This is a genomic window from Methylobacterium sp. SyP6R (assembly GCF_019216885.1).
Taxonomy (GTDB): domain Bacteria; phylum Pseudomonadota; class Alphaproteobacteria; order Rhizobiales; family Beijerinckiaceae; genus Methylobacterium.
In genome coordinates this window covers 2,054,689-2,071,859 of record NZ_JAAQRC020000001.1, presented here as the reverse complement: position 1 = coordinate 2,071,859, position 17,171 = coordinate 2,054,689, and the positions used below count along the sequence as shown (strand labels likewise).

General features: G+C 68.5%; 15 protein-coding genes. 6 read left to right on the top strand and 9 right to left on the bottom strand.

Annotated features, from left to right (window positions below):
- Positions 1–20: 20 nt before the first annotated feature.
- From HBB12_RS09580 to HBB12_RS09540, 9 genes are all read right to left on the bottom strand, one after another.
- The gene (locus tag HBB12_RS09580) at positions 21–1,310 is read right to left on the bottom strand and encodes a PQQ-dependent sugar dehydrogenase (protein WP_236989133.1); all 1,290 of its coding nucleotides are present in this window, start codon (positions 1,308–1,310) and stop codon (positions 21–23) included.
- 124 nt (positions 1,311–1,434) lie between these two features.
- Positions 1,435–2,874, bottom strand: coding sequence for an amidase (locus HBB12_RS09575; RefSeq protein WP_236989132.1), 1,440 nt, complete (start codon positions 2,872–2,874; stop codon positions 1,435–1,437).
- Positions 2,875–3,308: 434 nt separating this feature from the next.
- Positions 3,309–4,436 (bottom strand): branched-chain amino acid ABC transporter substrate-binding protein, encoded by a 1,128-nt coding sequence (locus HBB12_RS09570; RefSeq protein WP_236989131.1) that lies wholly within the window; start codon positions 4,434–4,436, stop codon positions 3,309–3,311.
- A gap of 160 nt (positions 4,437–4,596) precedes the next feature.
- Positions 4,597–4,944, bottom strand: coding sequence for a DUF6867 family protein (locus tag HBB12_RS09565; protein WP_236989130.1), 348 nt, complete (start codon positions 4,942–4,944; stop codon positions 4,597–4,599).
- Complete coding sequence (locus HBB12_RS09560; protein ID WP_236989129.1) at positions 4,944–5,726, bottom strand: ABC transporter ATP-binding protein; 783 nt, start codon at positions 5,724–5,726, stop codon at positions 4,944–4,946. The genes HBB12_RS09565 and HBB12_RS09560 overlap by 1 nt, the downstream gene beginning before the upstream one ends.
- A complete protein-coding gene (locus HBB12_RS09555; protein WP_236989128.1) occupies positions 5,723–6,325 on the bottom strand; it encodes a LysE family translocator in 603 nt (200 codons plus the stop codon). The genes HBB12_RS09560 and HBB12_RS09555 overlap by 4 nt, the downstream gene beginning before the upstream one ends.
- Positions 6,322–7,197: an ABC transporter ATP-binding protein gene (locus HBB12_RS09550; protein WP_272913256.1), complete on the bottom strand. Its 876-nt coding sequence runs from the start codon at positions 7,195–7,197 to the stop codon at positions 6,322–6,324. The genes HBB12_RS09555 and HBB12_RS09550 overlap by 4 nt, the downstream gene beginning before the upstream one ends.
- Positions 7,197–8,615: a high-affinity branched-chain amino acid ABC transporter permease LivM gene (locus tag HBB12_RS09545; protein ID WP_236989127.1), complete on the bottom strand. Its 1,419-nt coding sequence runs from the start codon at positions 8,613–8,615 to the stop codon at positions 7,197–7,199. Before HBB12_RS09545 ends, HBB12_RS09550 begins: the two co-directional genes overlap by 1 nt.
- A complete protein-coding gene (locus HBB12_RS09540) occupies positions 8,615–9,535 on the bottom strand; it encodes a branched-chain amino acid ABC transporter permease (RefSeq protein WP_236989126.1) in 921 nt (306 codons plus the stop codon). The genes HBB12_RS09545 and HBB12_RS09540 overlap by 1 nt, the downstream gene beginning before the upstream one ends.
- A 226-nt stretch (positions 9,536–9,761) precedes the next feature.
- On the opposite strand from HBB12_RS09540, the gene HBB12_RS09535 reads away from it, so the two are divergent.
- The 6 genes from HBB12_RS09535 to HBB12_RS09510 all read left to right on the top strand — a co-directional run bounded on the left by HBB12_RS09535 (position 9,762) and on the right by HBB12_RS09510 (position 17,133).
- Positions 9,762–10,238, top strand: a complete 477-nt coding sequence (locus HBB12_RS09535; RefSeq protein WP_236989125.1) for an SRPBCC family protein — start codon at positions 9,762–9,764, stop codon at positions 10,236–10,238.
- A 257-nt stretch (positions 10,239–10,495) separates the two neighbouring features.
- Positions 10,496–10,990 carry a (2Fe-2S)-binding protein gene (locus HBB12_RS09530; RefSeq protein ID WP_236989124.1) on the top strand — a complete coding sequence of 165 codons (495 nt, stop codon included), beginning with the start codon at positions 10,496–10,498 and terminating at the stop codon, positions 10,988–10,990.
- A gap of 302 nt (positions 10,991–11,292) precedes the next feature.
- Complete coding sequence (locus tag HBB12_RS09525; protein WP_236989123.1) at positions 11,293–13,662, top strand: xanthine dehydrogenase family protein molybdopterin-binding subunit; 2,370 nt, start codon at positions 11,293–11,295, stop codon at positions 13,660–13,662.
- Positions 13,663–13,682: 20 nt separating this feature from the next.
- Positions 13,683–14,483 carry an FAD binding domain-containing protein gene (locus HBB12_RS09520; RefSeq protein WP_236989122.1) on the top strand — a complete coding sequence of 267 codons (801 nt, stop codon included), beginning with the start codon at positions 13,683–13,685 and terminating at the stop codon, positions 14,481–14,483.
- Between the two features lie 542 nt (positions 14,484–15,025).
- Entirely contained in the window at positions 15,026–15,928 is a 903-nt protein-coding gene (locus HBB12_RS09515) for an AAA family ATPase (RefSeq protein WP_236989121.1), read from the top strand.
- Entirely contained in the window at positions 15,925–17,133 is a 1,209-nt protein-coding gene (locus HBB12_RS09510) for a vWA domain-containing protein (RefSeq protein WP_236989120.1), read from the top strand. The genes HBB12_RS09515 and HBB12_RS09510 overlap by 4 nt, the downstream gene beginning before the upstream one ends.
- Positions 17,134–17,171: the final 38 nt, after the last annotated feature.

Below are 17,171 nucleotides of genomic sequence, written 5' to 3'. Positions count from 1 at the left end.
CCGCCCCCTCTGAGAAAAACCTACTTCTCGTAGGAGATGCGGTAGATCGCGCCGGCCGTGTCGTCGGAGACGAGCAGCGAGCCGTCGGGCAGAGTCGCGACGTCGACCGGGCGGCCGAGATACTCGCCGCCCTCGGTCAGCCAGCCCTCGGCGAAGGGCTCGGGCTTGCCGGCGGTGCCGTCCTTGTTGACCGGTACGTACATCACCCGGGCGCCGATCGGCGTGGTGCGGTTCCAGGAGCCGTGCTCGGCGGTGAAGATGCCGCCGCGATACTTCTCCGGGAATTGCTTGCCCTTGTAGACGATCATGCCGAGATCGGCGGCGTGGGGCGGGAGTTCCGCCTTCGGCGGCACGACGTCGGCCGGGACCTTGTCGTCCTTGTACTCGACCGTGCGGACGCCGCCGCCGCCATACCATGGGAAGCCGAAATTCTGGCCCGGCTTGGTGATCTGGTTCAGTTCGCCCGGCGGCTGGTCGTCGCCCATGCCGTCGACCTGGTTGTCGGTGAACCACAGCGTCTTGTCGGGCGCGAAATCCATGCCGACCGAGTTGCGGATGCCGGTGGCGTAGACCTCGCGGTTCTTGCCGTCGGCATCCATGCGGATGATGCCGCCGATGCCGGTCTTGGCGTAGAGGTCGGCCTTGTCCTTGGGCGGCACGTTGTAGGGCTGGCCGAGCGAGACGTAGAGCTTGCCGTCCGGCCCGATGCGGCACATCCGGGCGGTGTGGTTGTAGCTCTCCTCGCTAGGGGGGATCAGCTCGCCCTGCTTGACCACCACCACCGCCGGGCCGTCCGTGCCCTCGTAGAAGAATTCCGCGGCCGGGAAGGCCAGCACCCGGTTCTGCTCCACCACCGTCAGCACGCCGTCGCGGGAGAAGCAGACGCCGTTCGGAATCTTGAAGTCGACGCCGGGGGCGTAGACCTTGACCTCGTCGGCGACCCGGTCCTTGTCGCGGTCGGTGACCGTGTACATCTTCGACTTGCGGGTGCCGACGAAGACCACGCCGGCATTCGGGCCGACCGCCATGGCGCGGGCATCCGGCACCACGGCGTAGAGCTCGATCTTGAACCCGTCCGGCAGCTTGATCTTCTGCAGGGTGCGGTTGATCGCGTCGGCGCGCCGGCCGGTCTGCGGGATCGGCGGCGGCTCGGCGACGCCGGTCTGCTTGAAGCTGCCGAGCTTCTCCAGGTTGTCGACCTTGGCCTTGGTGTCGCCCGCGGTCGTGTCCTGTGCAAGCGCTGCTCCTGCCGAGGAAAGACTTGCGAAGGACACGCTGGCGGCGAGCGCCGCCATCAGGAAGGGCTTCATCTCGTGTCTCCTCCGGTGCCGGCCGTTCGAGCGTGGCCGAGCTTGTTGCCCGCCATTTATGGCGTCGGGCCCTGTCGGCGGCAAGCGGAGCAGGCAGCCTATCCCGTTCGCCGACCCGCGTTTTTCAGCCGCGCAAGGCCGGCGGCAGGGTCCGGTCGAAGCCGGTCACGGCCTCGTAGGCCGCCGCGATGGCCAGCAGCCCCGCCTCGTCCTGGTTCGGGGCGATGAGCTGGAGCCCCATCGGCAGCCCGGCCGGGTTGAGGCCGACCGGCAGGCTGATCACCGGGCATCCGGACATCGTGCCCGGCACCACCACCTCCATCCAGCGGTGATAGGTGTCCATCTCGCGCCCGTTGATGCGGCGCGGCCAGGTCTCCCCGGCATCGAACGGAAAGACCTGCGCGGCGGGCAGGGCCAGCACGTCGAAGCGCTCGAACAGGCCGCGCACGCACTGGTACCAGGCGGTGCGGGTGACGCTAGCAGCGTGCAGGTCGAAGGCCGTGAGCCTCTCACCCTGCTCGACCTCCCAGACCGCTTCCGGCTTCATCTGCGCTCGCTTCCCCGGATCGCGCCAATGCGCCGCGAGGCCGGCACCGATGATCCCCTGGCGCAAGGTCACCCAGGCGCGCCAGATCGCCTCCGGATCGAAGGGCGGCAGGACCGGCTCGACTACGGCACCGTGGTCGGAGAAGACTTTCAGGCCGGTCTCGCAGAGGTCGAGCACGCCGGGCTCGAAGGCCAGGTGCCCGCCGTAATCGCCGATCCAGCCGATGCGCAGGCCCTTCAGCTCACGCGGCCGGATGGTGGCGAAGCCGGCGGGGTTCTGGCGGATCGCGTTCGGCGTGCGCGGATCGTCACCGGCCTGGACCGAGAGCAGCAGGCCGAGATCGGCGGTGCAGCGCGCCATCGGCCCGAGGACTCCGAGCTGGGGCAGGAAGACCTCGTCGGTGCTGTTCGGAATCCGGCCGGCGGCGGGGCGCAGGCCCAGCACGTTGTTCCAGGCGGCGGGGTTGCGCAGCGAGCCGCCATGGTCGCTGCCATCGGCGAGCGGGACCATGCGGAGCGCCAGCGCCACCCCGGCCCCGCCGCTCGAGCCGCCGCCGGCCTTCGCCGGGTCGTAGGCATTGCGGGTCGTGCCGAAGACCGGGTTGGTGCTGTGCGAGCCGAGGCCGAATTCCGGCACGTTGGTCTTGCCGATCAGGATCGCACCGGCGCTTTTCAGCCGCGCGACGTGGATCGCATCGGTCTCCGGCACGGTGTCGCGGAAGAGCGGGGATCCTTGCGTGGTGCGGATCCCGGCCGTCGCCGAGAGGTCCTTCACCGCGTGCGGCAGCCCGTGCAGCGGCCCGCGCGGGCCGTTCGCCGCCAGTTCCCGGTCGGCGGCCTCGGCCTCGGCGAGCAGGATATCCGGATCACGCTGGGAGACGATCGCGGTCACCGACGGGTTGTGGCGGGCGATCTGGTCGAGATGGGCCTGCATCACCTCGCGGGCCGAGACGGCCCGGTCGCGGATCGCCCGCGCGAGATCGGTGGCACGCATCATGACGAGATCGGACGGAGGCATCGGGGGTTCCTGCACGGTCGCGGCAGCGGAGCACGGGAGCGGGGGCTGGACAAGCGCCGCGCATGGGCAGGCCTCCGCTGCCCCGTGCATGGTTCACGCTCCGCGCAAATCACATCACACGGGAAATCGATCTGGCATAAACGCCGACAAATCTCCGCGTCATACCAATGGCCCAGGATGCTGACGCATCGGGCCATTGATCCAACTCGAATTTTCGATTTCAAGCCAGAGGCTTGGCGAAAATTCGAGAACGGAACCAAAGGTCGTTTCCAACGACCGTTGGTATCATTCCGGGGCCGCGCAGCGGAGCCCGGAATGACGCGGAGGGCTCGAGATCGGCCGATCCTCGCCAGACACGAAAATCAGCCGAAGCCTGACCATAAAAAAGGCTCGGCGCACGAGGCGCCGAGCCGGCCTGATGGAGCTTTAACTTATTATTGGGTCAGCTCGTTACCGGTATAGTCGATCCGGCCGTCGCTGCCCTTCTTCCACATGTACATCACGTAGTCGGGACGGGTGATGTCACCCTTCTTGTCGTAGGCGATGTCGCCGATCACGGTCTTGAACGGCTTTCCCTCATGCATGTAGGCCGCGACCTTCTTGCCGTCGGCCGACTTCGTGGCCGTCATGGCGTCCTTCAGGATCTGGACGGCGGCGTAGGAGTAGAGGGTGTAGGCTTCCGGGTCGATGTTCTTGGCCTTGAAGGCCGCGACCACGTCCTTGGCGTTGGGGTTCTTGCGGGCATCCGGCGCGAAGGTCATCAGCGTGCCGTCGGCGCCGGGGCCGGCGATCTGGGCGTATTCCTTGTCGGTGATGCCGTCGCCGCTCATCAGCGGGGCGTTGAGGCCCTGGTCGCGCATCTGGCGCACGATCAGGCCGGCCTCGGTGTGCAGGCCGCCGTAATAGACCACGTCGGCCTTGGCCTGCTTCAGCTTCGAGACGAGGGCCGAATAGTCCTTCTCGCCCGGGTTGATGCTCTCGAACAATACGTCCTTGCCGCCCTTGGCCTTCAGGGCCTTCAGGGTCTCGTCGGCCAGCCCACGGCCATAGGGCGTCTTGTCGTTGACGAAGGCGATGTTCTTACCCTTGAACTTGTCCGCCAGGTAGGCGCCGGCGACCGCGCCCTGCTGGTCGTCGCGGCCGCAGGTGCGGAAGGTGTTCCACAGCTTGCGGTCGGTGAATTTCGGGTTGGTCGAGGCCGGGGTGATCTCGACGATGCCGGATTCGGCGTAGACGTCGGAGGCCGGGATCGAGACGCCGGAGTTGAAGTGCCCGACCACGGCCTTCACGCCCTCGGCGGCGAACTTGTTGGCGACCGAGACGCCCTGCTTCGGATCCGACGCATCGTCACCGACGACCAGGACGATCTTCTGGCCGTTGATGCCGCCGGCCTTGTTGATGTCCTCGACGGCCTGCTCGGCGCCGTTCTTGAGCTGGGCGCCGAAGGCGGCGTTGGGGCCGGTGATCGGGCCGGCCACGCCGAGCTTGATCTGGGCCTGCGCCGATCCGGCCCAGGCGACGGTGGCCGCGAGGGCGAAGCCGGCCAGTAGCGTGCGCTTCATCTCAATACTCCTCTGGATCGACGGTCACGGCGGGCTCGCAGGCCCTTTCGGCCGGGAAACCGGGGCGTGGGGACCCCGGATCGGTTGCCGGGGCGATGAACGCTCCGGATCGCCCGCATCCTGCACCCGTCGCGGGGCGCAGGAACAGGGGGCGTGGGGCTTAAGCCTTCGCCCGCCAGGAGAGCGGGCCGCTGCGCTCGTAGAGCCAGCGATACTGCGTCGTCATCTGCCGGGCGCGGGTGGCACGGTAGCCGGCCGAACCGATGATCAGTAGCACGATCGTGTCGACGACGTAGTAGTACGGCGACAGGAGCGTGCCCCCGAACAAGGCGTAGTGGATGAAGCGCACGGCAAAGCCGAGCAGCAGCAGCGAGACCACCGCCTGCCAGTACGGCTTCCAGCCGAGCGCGATGCCGCGGCCGATCATCCAGGCCATCCAGCCGCCCATCACCACGGTGACGAGCAGGAAGAGCCAGATCGTGCTCTCCTCGTGGAGGAATCCCTGCATCAGTGCCGTCCCCCTTCGAGATAGGCGGCCTTCACCGACGGGTCGTCGAGGAGTTGCTTGCCGGTGCCCGACATCGTGATCGTGCCCGTCACCATGACGTAGCCGCGATGCGCCAGCTTGAGGGCGTGGTAGGCGTTCTGCTCGACGAGGAAGACCGTCATGCCGTCGCGCTCGTTCAGCTCCTTGATGGCGGAGAAGATCTGCTTGACGATGAGCGGCGCCAGGCCGAGCGACGGCTCGTCGAGCAGCAGCAGCCGCGGCCGGCTCATCAGGGCGCGGGCGATCGCCAGCATCTGCTGCTCGCCGCCCGACATCGTGCCGCCGCGCTGGTAGAGCCGTTCCTTCAGGCGCGGGAATATCGCACAGACCCGCTCCAGGTCCTGCTCGAAATGGGCGCCGCCATTGACGGCGGCTCCCATCTGCAGGTTCTCGTAGACGGTCATGCGCGGAAAGATCCGCCGCCCCTCCGGCGATTGCGCCAGGTTGAGCCGGGCGATCTCGTGGGTGGGCATCTTGGTGATGTCCCGGCCCGCATAGGTGATGGTGCCCTCGCGCGCCCGGGGGGAGCCGAAGATCGTCATCATCAGGGTCGACTTGCCGGCGCCGTTGGCGCCGATCAGCGTGACGATCTCGCCCTCGTTGACGTCGAGATCGACGCCCTTGAGCGCGATGATGTTGCCGTAATAGGTCTTCACCCCGCGCACGGTGAGGAGGGGGGACCGGGACCCGGCTTGCCGGGCGCGGGTCTCGTCCACCAGGACGTTGATGCCGGCGACGCTCACGGGGTGCTCCGGGCGGCGGCGAATCCGGCGCCGATGAGGAGGCTGCCGCCGACGCGGTTCATCAGCCGCACCCGGGACGGCTTGGCGAAGAACCCGCGGGCCTGGGAGGCGGCGAGGGCGTTGAGGAAGGCGAGGGCGACGAAGGTCACCTCGAACACCACCATCTGGGTCAAGAGATCCCCTTGCGGATCGAGGAATTGCGGCAGGAACGCCACGAAGAAGGTCAGGCTCTTCGGGTTGAGCGTGGTGACGAGCCAGGAATGCGCCACCATCCGCAGGGCCGGCGCGCCGGAGCGCGGCGCGGCCTGGAACTGGCTGCCGGCCCGCCACAACTTGATGCCGAGCCAGACCAGGTAGGCGGCACCGCACCATTTCAGCACCGTGAACAGGGTGGCCGAGGCCGCGAGCAACGCGCCGAGGCCCAGCAGCGACAGCGTCATGGCGGTCAGATCGCCGAGGGCGACGCCGATCGCCGCCGGCAGGGCGGCCCGCAGGCCGCTGCCGATGGCGTAGGACACGACGAGGAGAATCGTCGGGCCCGGAATGACCAGCAGGATCGCCGAGGAGGCCGCGAAGGCGGCCCAGGTTGTGAACGTCATACCCCCACCTCCGCCTCGACCTGCTCCACCTCGTCGTCCTCGACGCCGAGATAGGCGGCGATGACGCTCTGGTCGCTCTGGATCTCCGAGGGCGTGCCGTCGGCGATCTTGGTGCCGTAATCGAGCACCACGACGTGGTCGGAGATCTCCATCACCACCGACATGTCGTGCTCGATGAGGAGCACCGAGGTGTCGTAATCGTCGCGGATCGCCCGCAGGAGATCGTTGAGCAGCAGCGATTCGCGTGGGTTGAGGCCGGCGGCCGGCTCGTCGAGGCAGAGCAGGACCGGGTCGGTGCACATCGCGCGGGCGATCTCGAGCCGACGCTGGTCGCCGTAGGGCAGGGCGCCCGCCGGATCGTCGGCCCGGTCGATCAGCTGGATGCGCTCCAGCCACGCCTTGGCCCGATCCAACGCCGCCTTCTCGGCCCGGCGATAGGCCGGCAGGCCGAGCAGCCCCGCGATGGTGTAGCCGGAGGCCAGCATCAGGGGATTGTGCTGCGCGACCAGCAGGTTCTCCAGCACCGTCATGCCGGTGAACAGGCGGATGTTCTGGAAGGTGCGGGCGACCCGCGCGTTCCGGTTCACCGCGTAGCCCGGCAGCCGCTCCAGCAGGAACTCCGCGCCGTCGCGGTGGCGCAGGGTCATCATGCCTTCCGTCGGCTTGTAGAAGCCGGTGATGCAGTTGAAGACCGTGGTCTTGCCGGCGCCGTTCGGGCCGATCAGCGCCGTGATGTCGCCGCGGCCGACCTTGAACGACAGGTCGTTGACGGCGACGAGGCCGCCGAAGCGCATGGTGACGTGGTCCACCGTCAGGACCGGATCGGCCATGCGGGGGGAAGCGAGAGAAGCGGAGGACATCGAGGTCGACATCAGCCGTGGCCCTCCTTCACGAGGGAGCCCGAGATGCGCTTGCGCTCCTTGAGCACGATCGAGGGCGCGCGTTCCGAGATCAGGCCGCGGGGGCGCCAGATCATCATGATCACCATGGCGAGGCCGAACAGCAGCAGGCGGTACTCGTTCGGATCGAAGCCTTCGCCGAACACCGCCTTGAGGAAGCCGAGGTTGCGCAGCATCTCCGGCCCGCCGACCATCGCCACTGCGGCGACGGCGACGCCGATCTGCGAGCCCATGCCGCCGAGCACCACGATCGCCAGGATGATCGCGCTCTCGAGGAAGTTGAAGCTCTCGGGGCTGACGAAGCCCTGGCGCACCGCGAAGAACGAGCCGGCGAAGCCGCCGAACATCGCGCCGAGCGCGAAGGCCGTGAGCTTGGTGTTGGTGGTGTTGATGCCGAGCGACCGGCAGGCGATCTCGTCCTCGCGCAGGGCCTCCCAGGCCCGGCCGATCGGCAGGCGGCGAAGCCGCAGGGTCACGCCGTTGGTGATGAGGGCGAGTGCCAGGATCAGGTAGTAGAGGAAGATCACCCGGTGCATCGGGCTGAAATCGAGCCCGAACTTCGCCGCGAACCCGTCCTCGTCCGCGGTGAACGGCACGCCGAAGAAGGTGGCGCGGGGGATCGACGAGATGCCGGCGGCGCCCCCTGAGAAATCGGTCCAGTTGATGAGGACGAGACGGATGATCTCGCCGAAGGCCAGCGTCACGATGGCGAGGTAGTCGCCGCGAAGCCGCAGGACGGGGAAGCCCAGCACCATGCCCCAGAGGCCCGCGAACAGGCCGGCGAGCGGCAGGCAGACCCAGAACGACAAGCCGAACACCGTCGACAGCAGCGCGTAGGAATAGGCGCCGACGGCGTAGAAGGCGACGTAGCCGAGATCGAGCAGGCCCGCGAGCCCGACCACGATGTTGAGGCCCCAGCCCAGCATCACGTAGGTGAGGATCAGGATGCCGAGGTCGATCCAGTAGCGGGATTCGCCGAGGCCCCCGGTGCCGAGCACGGCGAGCAGCGGGAAGGCCAGTGTCACGCCGAGGAAGGCCGGCAGGGCGTAGGTCGACAGCCTCTGCGAGGCGTTCGGCTCGGCGTGCACCGCCTCCGTCGCCTGGACCGGCGAGGGGGTCAGCGCCCGGCGGGCGTCGCGGTTGGCGAGGATCAGCCTTTGCGCGAGGCGTCCGACGAAGACGATGCCGCACAGGATCGCGACGAGGCCCCAGCGCGGCACCAGGTCGAGGGCGGAGGTCTGGCTCAGATCGGTGCGGAAGGCGACGATCGGAAAGCAGAGGCCGAAGGTGACGAGCGCGAACAAAGCCGCGTCCTTCACGATCGCCGCCATGTCGGTGGCGGCGCGGTCGGCGGCGTTGGGCGCCGGCAGGGTGTTGGCCGGGTTCGCCATCAGACCTTCTCGACCTCGGGCCGGCCGAGGATGCCGGACGGCATGAAGATGAGCACGATCGCGAGGATCGAGAACGCCGCCACGTCCTTGTACTCGATGGAGAAATACGCAGACCAGAAGGTCTCGACGAGGCCGATGAGCAAGCCCCCGAGCACCGCGCCGGGCAGGCTGCCGATGCCGCCGAGCACCGCCGCCGTGAAGGCCTTGACGCCGGGGGTGAAGCCGTCCGCGAAGGACACGACGCCGTAATAGAGCAGGTACATGGTGCCGGCGACGGCAGCGAGGGCCGCCCCGAGCACGAAGGTCAGCGAGATGGTGCGGTCGACGTCGATGCCCAGCAAAGCTGCCATCTTGCGGTCCTGCTCGCAGGCGCGCTGGGCCCGGCCGAGCGGCGTCTTCTGCACCAGGTACCAGAACCCGGCGAGAAGGAAGACCGTGGTCAGCATGATGATGATCTGCTTGTAGGAGAGCGCCACGGCGTAACCGTTATCACCGGTCCACAGCGTGATCACCTCGCGCATCATCGGTGGGGTCGGCTTGTTGCGGGCGCCCTGCACCACCTGGACGAAGTTCGACAGGAAGATCGCGACGCCGATCGCCGAGATCAGCGGCGCCAGGCGGAACGAGCCGCGCAGCGGCCGGTAGGCCACGCGCTCGATCGCCCAGCCCCACAGGGCGGTGAGCACCATTGCGCAGATCAGGACGATCAGCAGCGCCAGGGCGATCGACGAGATGCCGAGCCAGGTCGTGACGATCAGGAAGGTGATCAGCGCGATGAAGGCCGAGAGCATGAACACGTCGCCATGGGCGAAGTTGATCATGCCGATGATACCGAACACCATCGTGTAACCGATGGCGATGAGGCCGTAGATCGACCCCAGCGTCAGCCCATTGATGAGCTGCTGCGCGAAGACCTCCATGCGGTCACGTTCTCCATTCGCGGGCTTGTCGCCCGGGCCTCCCTGGCCGTGCCCCGTCATCCGGGTGTCACGACCGTCCCTTGGCGCGAGGCTTAGCAAGCACCGCACCACTCGACAATCCGGAGTTGCCGGGCGGGTGTGCGAAAGCCCCGCTGGCCCCGACGCTACGGCTCCGCTACCCTCCCCGGGAAGCCCGTTTGACCACGAGCAAGGGGGGAGCGCCGCCATGGCGATGACGATGACCGGCGAGGTGCTGCTGCCGGCCGACCAGCAGACCGTGTGGGAGAAGCTGAACGACCCCGAGGTGCTCAAGCGCTGCATCCCGGGCTGCGAGACCCTGGAGAAGGTTGGGGACAACGAGCTGCAGGCGTCGGCCAAGATCGCGGTCGGTCCCGTGAAGGCGACCTTCAAGGGCAAGGTGACGCTCACCGACATCGACCCGCCGAACGGCTACCGCATCACCGGCGAGGGCCAGGGTGGCGTCGCGGGCTTCGCCAAGGGCGGGGCGGTGGTGCGGCTGGAGCCCGCCGAGGGCGGCCAGACGAAGATGACCTACGACGTCGAGGCCAGCGTCGGCGGCAAGATCGCTCAGCTCGGCGGCCGCCTGATCAACGGCGTGGCGAAGAAATACGCCGACAACTTCTTCGACACGTTCGCCAAGGAGGTGCAGGGCGGCGAGGGGGGCGAGACCTCGGCGGCCTGACGCCGCTTTCGATCGCCTGCGATCAATTTGCTGCGAGGCGAATCGGCAGAATGCCCGAAACCGGGCGAAAACGGCCGGTTTGCGCGCCAAAAAGTCGGAGCGCCGCGCCTTGACCGGCGCTTCCGGCCGGTTGACACTCGAATTCGAGCGATTCCAGAAAGGCAGGCCGGCCCGGCCACCATGAGCGACAGGGTCCGACGGACAGGACCCGCGGGTTTCGGCCAAGAAGCCTTTGGGGCAGGAGGAGGACGTCACCCATGAGCGCTGTCAGCCTGACGGTGAACGGCAAGGCCGTGACCGCCGACATCGATCCGCGCACGCTGCTGGTGCAGTACCTGCGTGAGAATCTCCGCCTCACCGGTACCCATGTCGGCTGCGATACCAGCCAGTGCGGCGCCTGCGTGGTCCATCTCGACGGCGAGGCGATCAAGGCCTGCACCGTGCTGGCGGTCCAGTGCAATGGCCGATCGGTCACCACCATCGAGGGCCTGGCGTCGGGCGGCGAGCTGCACCCGATGCAGGCGGCCTTCCGCGAGCATCACGGCCTCCAATGCGGCTACTGCACCCCCGGCATGATCATGACCGCCGTGGATCTGGTGCGCCGCAAGGGCAATTCCCTCGACGAGCACACCATCCGCGACGAGCTGGAAGGCAATATCTGCCGCTGCACCGGCTACCACAACATCGTGAAGGCGATCGCGGCGGGCGCCGGGAACATGGCGGCCGAGCCGCAGAAGGTCGCGGCGGAGTAGTGCGACGCTTCTGAACCCTCCCCCCCTCTGCGGGGGAGGGTGCCCGGCGGAGCCGGGCGGGAGAGGGGGCGACGCTTCCGGAGAGGTCGCGCCTCGATGAGGAGCGCCCCCTGGATCAGCGTCGCGCTGCCCCTCTCCCGGCTCGCTTCGCTCGCCACCCTCCCCCGCAGAGGGGGGAGGGTTGAAACCTGCGCTTTACGAAAAATCCGTCCGCGCCATCCGGACCGACAACAAGACGCCATCAAGAACGAGGCCGGCCCCGCGGCGCCGGCCCGCGAGGCCAGATCCGGGAGATACACGCCATGACCGCCACGGGTATCGGCGCCTCGGTGCGCCGCAAGGAAGACCAGCGCTTCATCACCGGCAAGGGCCGCTACGTCGACGATTACAACCGTCCGGGCCAGGCCTACGCGTATTTCCTGCGCTCCCCCCACGCCCATGCCGAAATCCGCGGCATCGACATCTCGGCCGCCGCCGCGATGCCGGGGGTCGTCGGCATCCTGACCGGCGAGGATTTGGCGGCCGACAAGGTCGGCGGCCTGATCTGCGGCTGGATGATCCATTCCAAGGACGGCACGCCGATGAAGGCCGGGGCGCATCCGGCGCTGGCCCAGGGCAAGGTGCGCTATGTCGGCGACCACGTCGCGGTGGTGATCGCCGAGACCCTGGCCCAGGCCAAGGACGCCGCCGAGGCCATCACCGTCGATTACGACCTGCTGCCCGCCGTGGTCGAGACCGCGAAGGCCGCGGGCGCCGCCACGGTGGTGCACGACGTTGCCCCCGACAACACCGTCTTCAACTGGCATCTCGGCAACCAATCCGACGTCGAGGCGGCCTTCGCCCGTGCGGCGCACGTCACCAAGCTCGACATCGTCAACAACCGCCTGGTGCCGAACCCGATCGAGCCCCGCGCGGCGGTCGGCGAGTACGACGAGGCCGAGGAAGCCTTCACCCTCTACACCACGAGCCAGAACCCGCACGTGGCGCGCCTCGTGCTCTCGGCCTTCATCGGCATCGCGCCGGAGAACAAGCTGCGGGTGGTGGCGCCGGATGTCGGCGGCGGCTTCGGCTCGAAGATCTTCATCTACGCCGAGGAGACGATCTGCGTCTGGGCGGCGAAGAAGGTCGGCCGGCCGGTCAAGTGGACCAGCGACCGCACCGAGGCGTTCCTGTGCGACGCGCACGGCCGCGACCACGTCACCCATGCCGAACTGGCAATGGACGAGGGCGGCAAGATCTTAGGCCTCAAGGTCCACACGATCGCCAATCTCGGCGCCTATCTGTCGACCTTCTCGTCGTCGGTGCCGACCTACCTCTACGCGCCGCTGCTATCCGGCCAATACAACATCCCGGCGATCTATTGCGAGGTCGACGGAGTCTACACCAACACCGCGCCGGTGGATGCCTATCGCGGCGCCGGGCGACCGGAGGCGACCTTCGTCATCGAGCGGCTGGTCGAGGTCGCGGCGCGCGAGTTGAACCAGGACCCGGCGAAGTTCCGGCGCAAGAACTACATCAAGAGCTTCCCGCACCAGACGCCGGTCATCATGATGTACGACGGCGGCGACTATTCCGCTTCCCTCGACAAGGCGCTGGAGATCGCCGACCACAAGGGCTTCGCCCGGCGCCGGCGCGAGAGCGCCCGCAACGGCAAGCTTCGCGGCATCGGTTTCTCGTCCTACATCGAGGCCTGCGGCATCGCGCCGTCGCAGGCGGTCGGGTCGCTCGGTGCCGGCGTGGGCCTGTGGGAATCGGCCGAGGTGCGGGTGAACCCGACCGGGTCGATCGAGGTGCTGACCGGCTCGCACAGCCACGGGCAAGGGCACGAGACCACCTTCGCCCAGCTCGTCTCCGACCGGCTCGGCGTGCCGATCGAGAGCGTCACCATCGTCCACGGCGACACCGACAAGGTGCAGTTCGGCATGGGCACCTACGGCTCGCGCTCCGGCGCGGTCGGCATGTCGGCCATCGCCAAGGCGATCGACAAGGTGGTGGCCAAGGGCCGCAAGGTCGCGGCCTACGCGATGGAGGCGGGCGAGGACGACATCGAGTTCAAGGACGGCCGCTTCTCGGTCGCCGGCACCGACAAGTCTCTCGCTTTCGGGGAAGTGGCGTTGCAGGCCTACGTCGCCCACAAGTTCAGCGGCGCGCAGCTCGAGCCGGGGCTGAAGGAGGGGGCGTTCTACGACCCCACCAACTTCACCTTCCCGGCCGGGATGCACATCTGCGAGCTCGAGGTCGATCCGGATACCGGCGTCGTCACGATCGAGAAGTTCACGGCGGTCGACGATTTCGGCAACGTCATCAATCCGATGATCGTCGAGGGCCAGGTCCATGGCGGTATCGCGCAGGGCGTCGGACAGGCCCTGTTCGAGGGCGCGCTCTATGATGCCGACGGCCAGCTCGTCACCGCGAGCTTCATGGATTACCGCATGCCGCGGGCGGCCGACCTGCCGTCGTTCGAGGTCGGCATGACGGTGACGCCGTGCCCGTCGAACCCGCTGGGCATCAAGGGCTGCGGCGAGGCCGGCGCCATCGCGGCGCCTGCCGCGGTGATGAACGCGCTCACCGACGCGCTCGGCCACGAGAACATCGCGATGCCGGCGACCCCGCTGGCGGTGTGGCGGGCAGCGCAAGCCAGCCCCCACCTGCGCCCGGAAGCCGCGGAATAAGATCAAGTCTGGAGAGCCCCATGTACGCTTTCGCCTATCACCAGCCGACCAGCCTCAAGGAGGCCGTCAGCCTGCTCGCCGGCGAGGATGCCAAGCTCGTTGCCGGCGGCCACACCCTGATCCCGACGATGAAGCAGCGGCTGGCCGCCCCCGGCACGCTGATCGACCTCGGCAAGGTGCCGGACCTCGTCGGTATCGAGCGCAGCCCGCGCTCGATCACGATCGGCGCCATGACGACCCACGGCGCGGTGGCGGCGTCCAACGACGTGAAGGAGGCGATCCCGGCTCTCGCCGAGCTGGCGGCGCTGATCGGCGATCCGGCGGTGCGCCACCGCGGCACGATCGGCGGCTCGGTCGCCAACAACGATCCGGCGGCGGATTACCCGGCGGCGTGCCTGGCGCTCGGCGCCACGATCAGCACCAACAAGCGCAAGCTCACGGCAGAAGAATTCTTCACCGGCCTGTTCGAGACGGCGCTGGAGGAGGGCGAGATCGTCACCGGCGTCTCGTTCCCGATTCCCCACAAGGCGGCCTACGAGAAGTTCCGCAACCCGGCCTCGCGTTATGCCCTCGTCGGCGTGTTCGTGGCCAAGCGTCCGAGCGACATCCGCGTCACGGTGACCGGTGCCGGCTCGAACGGTGTGTTTCGCTGGACCGAGGCCGAGGAGGCTTTGGCCAAGCGCTTCGCCGCGAAGTCGCTGGAGGGGATGTCGCCGTCCGCGAGCGGCCTCAACAGCGACATTCACGCGGATGCCGATTACCGCGCGCACCTGATCGGCGTGATGGCGCGGCGCGCCGTGCAGAAGGCGGCGGATCGGTAAGGCGCGACGCGCGCGTGAGAATCCTCCCCCCTCTGCGGGGGAGGGTGCCCCACGGAGTGGGGCGGGAGAGGGGCAGCGCGGACGGTGCCGGACTTGGCGCCCTTCATGACGGTCGCGACTTCTCCGGAAGCGGCGTCCCCTCTCCCGGCCTGCTCCGCAGGCCACCCTCCCCCCGCAGAGGCTAGCGTGTTCACACATCTCGGTTTGAGCGCTTTCCCCTCAAAGGTAGCGCGCCTCTCCTCCCCCTTGTGGGGAGGAGCCGGAGGTGGGGGTGGTGCCAGATAAGGCTCAGCGGTGCCTTCTGCACCACCCCCACCCCTAGCCCCTCCCCACAACTTGCAGCGATACCGGGCAAGCCCGGGATCGCCGGGGGGAGGGGAAGCGCGCTTACCTTCAATGGGTTAGCATTCAGAGGAGAAGTGTGAATCCGCTAGCCCGCAGAGGGGGGAGGGGCTGGATCGGCGGCGTTCCGCTCCAATATCCCACCACTTGAATACCATCGGCGGACGCGACCGCCCCCGCGAGAAGCAGCCCCCGCCACGATGAATCTCCCCACCTCCATCGACGCCACCCAGGCGCTGCTCTCCTCGGCCGGCTACGTCGCCGACCGGGCGCTCTCCACCGTGGTGTTCCTGTCGCTCAAGCTCCAGCGCCCGCTCTTCCTCGAAGGCGAAGCCGGGGTCGGCAAGACCGAGATCGCCAAGGTGCTGGCAAAGTCCCTCGGCCGGCCGCTGATCCGGCTGCAATGCTACGAGGGGCTCGACGTCGCGGCGGCCGTCTACGAGTGGAACTATGCCGGCCAGATGATGGCGATTCGCCTCACCGAGGCCGGTGGTGCCGTCGACCGCGAGCGGCTGGAATCCGAATTGTTTTCCGAGCGCTACCTGATCCGCCGGCCGCTGCTCCAGGCGCTGGAGCCGGGCGCGGGCGGGGCGCCGGTGCTGCTGATCGACGAACTCGACCGCACCGACGAGGCCTTCGAGGCGTTCCTGCTCGAGGTGCTGTCGGATTTTCAGGTCACGATCCCCGAACTCGGCACGATCCGCGCGCCCGAGCCGCCGCTGGTGATCCTGACCTCGAACCGCACCCGCGAGATCCACGACGCGCTCAAGCGCCGCTGCCTCTATCACTGGGTCGATTACCCGGATGCGGAGCGCGAGCTGCAGATTCTGCGCACCCGCCTGCCGCACGCGCCCGAGGTCCTGTCGCGCCAGGTGGTCGCCTTCGTGCAGGCGATCCGCAAGGAGGACCTGTTCAAGGCGCCCGGCGTCGCCGAGACGCTGGACTGGGCGACCGCGCTCGTCGAACTCGACGCCATAGCCCTCGATCCGACGCTGGTCATCGACACGCTCGGCGTGCTCCTGAAGTACCAGGACGACATTCAGGCGATGCAGGGCGGGCGCGCCAAGGCGCTGCTCGACGCGGTGAGATCGTCGGCCGGATGAGCGACGCGCCCGCAGGCTCCGGCCGGCTTGCCGACAACATCGCCTATTTCGCCCGGGCCCTGCGCGCGGCCGGCGTGCCGGTCGGGCCCGGCGACGTGATCGACGCCGTCGAGGCGGTCGAGGCCGCGGCGATCGGCAGCCGCGAGGACTTTTACTGGACCCTGCACGCCGTGCTGGTGCACCGGCGCGAGCACTCGACGCTGTTTGCGGAGGCCTTCCGGCTGTTCTGGCGTCGGCGCGACCTCATCGAGAAGATGATCGCCCAGATGTCGCCGGTGGCCCCCGACAAGGCGCCGCCCAAGCCCCCGACTGCCGGGGCGTTACGGGTGCAGGACGCCCTGTCGCCGAAATCCGAGCGGCCCAAGCCCAAGGTCACCGAAGAGGATCTCACCACCGTCACCCTGTCGGTGTCGCAGGCCGAGGTGCTGAAGGCCAAGGACTTCGCCCAGATGAGCGCCGAGGAGGTGGCCCAGGCCCGCCGGCTCATCGGCTCGCTCCGGCTGCCCGACGACGCGACCCGGACCCGGCGGTTCGAGGCGCGCCCGCGCGGGCGCATCGATCCCCGCCGCAGCTTCCAGCGCACGGTGCGGGCGGGCGGGGCCATCGATCTCGCCTTCCGGGCGCCGCGGGAGCGGCCGCCGCCGATCGTGGCGCTCTGCGACATCTCCGGCTCGATGGCGGAGTATTCGCGTCTGTTCCTGCATTTCCTGCACGCCCTGTCCGAGCAGCGGCGGGTTCATAGCTTCGTCTTCGCGACGCGGCTCACCAACATCACCCGGGAACTCACCCGCCGCGATCCCGACGAGGCGCTGGCGCGGGCCAGCGCCCGGGCGCAGGACTGGGAGGGCGGCACCCGCATCGCCGAGGCGCTGCACCTGTTCAACCGGCACTGGTCGCGCCGGGTGCTCGGCGGCGGCGCGGTGGTGCTGCTGTTCACCGACGGGCTGGAGCGCGAGGTGACGCCGGAGCTGACCCACGAGATGGACCGCCTGCGCCGCTCCTGCCGACGGCTGGTCTGGCTCAACCCGCTGCTGCGCTTCGAGGGCTTTTCCGCCCGGGCCAGCGGCATCCGGGCGATGCTGCCGCATGTCGACGATTTCCGGCCGATCCATAGCCTGTCGGCGATGGCGGACCTCTGCCGCGCGCTCGGCGCGCACCAGCCGCGCGGCCGCGAGCCGAAGGCATGGTTGCGCGAGGCCGGCTGACACCTAACTGTTGTGGCGGGGCTGACCGTCCCGGAGAT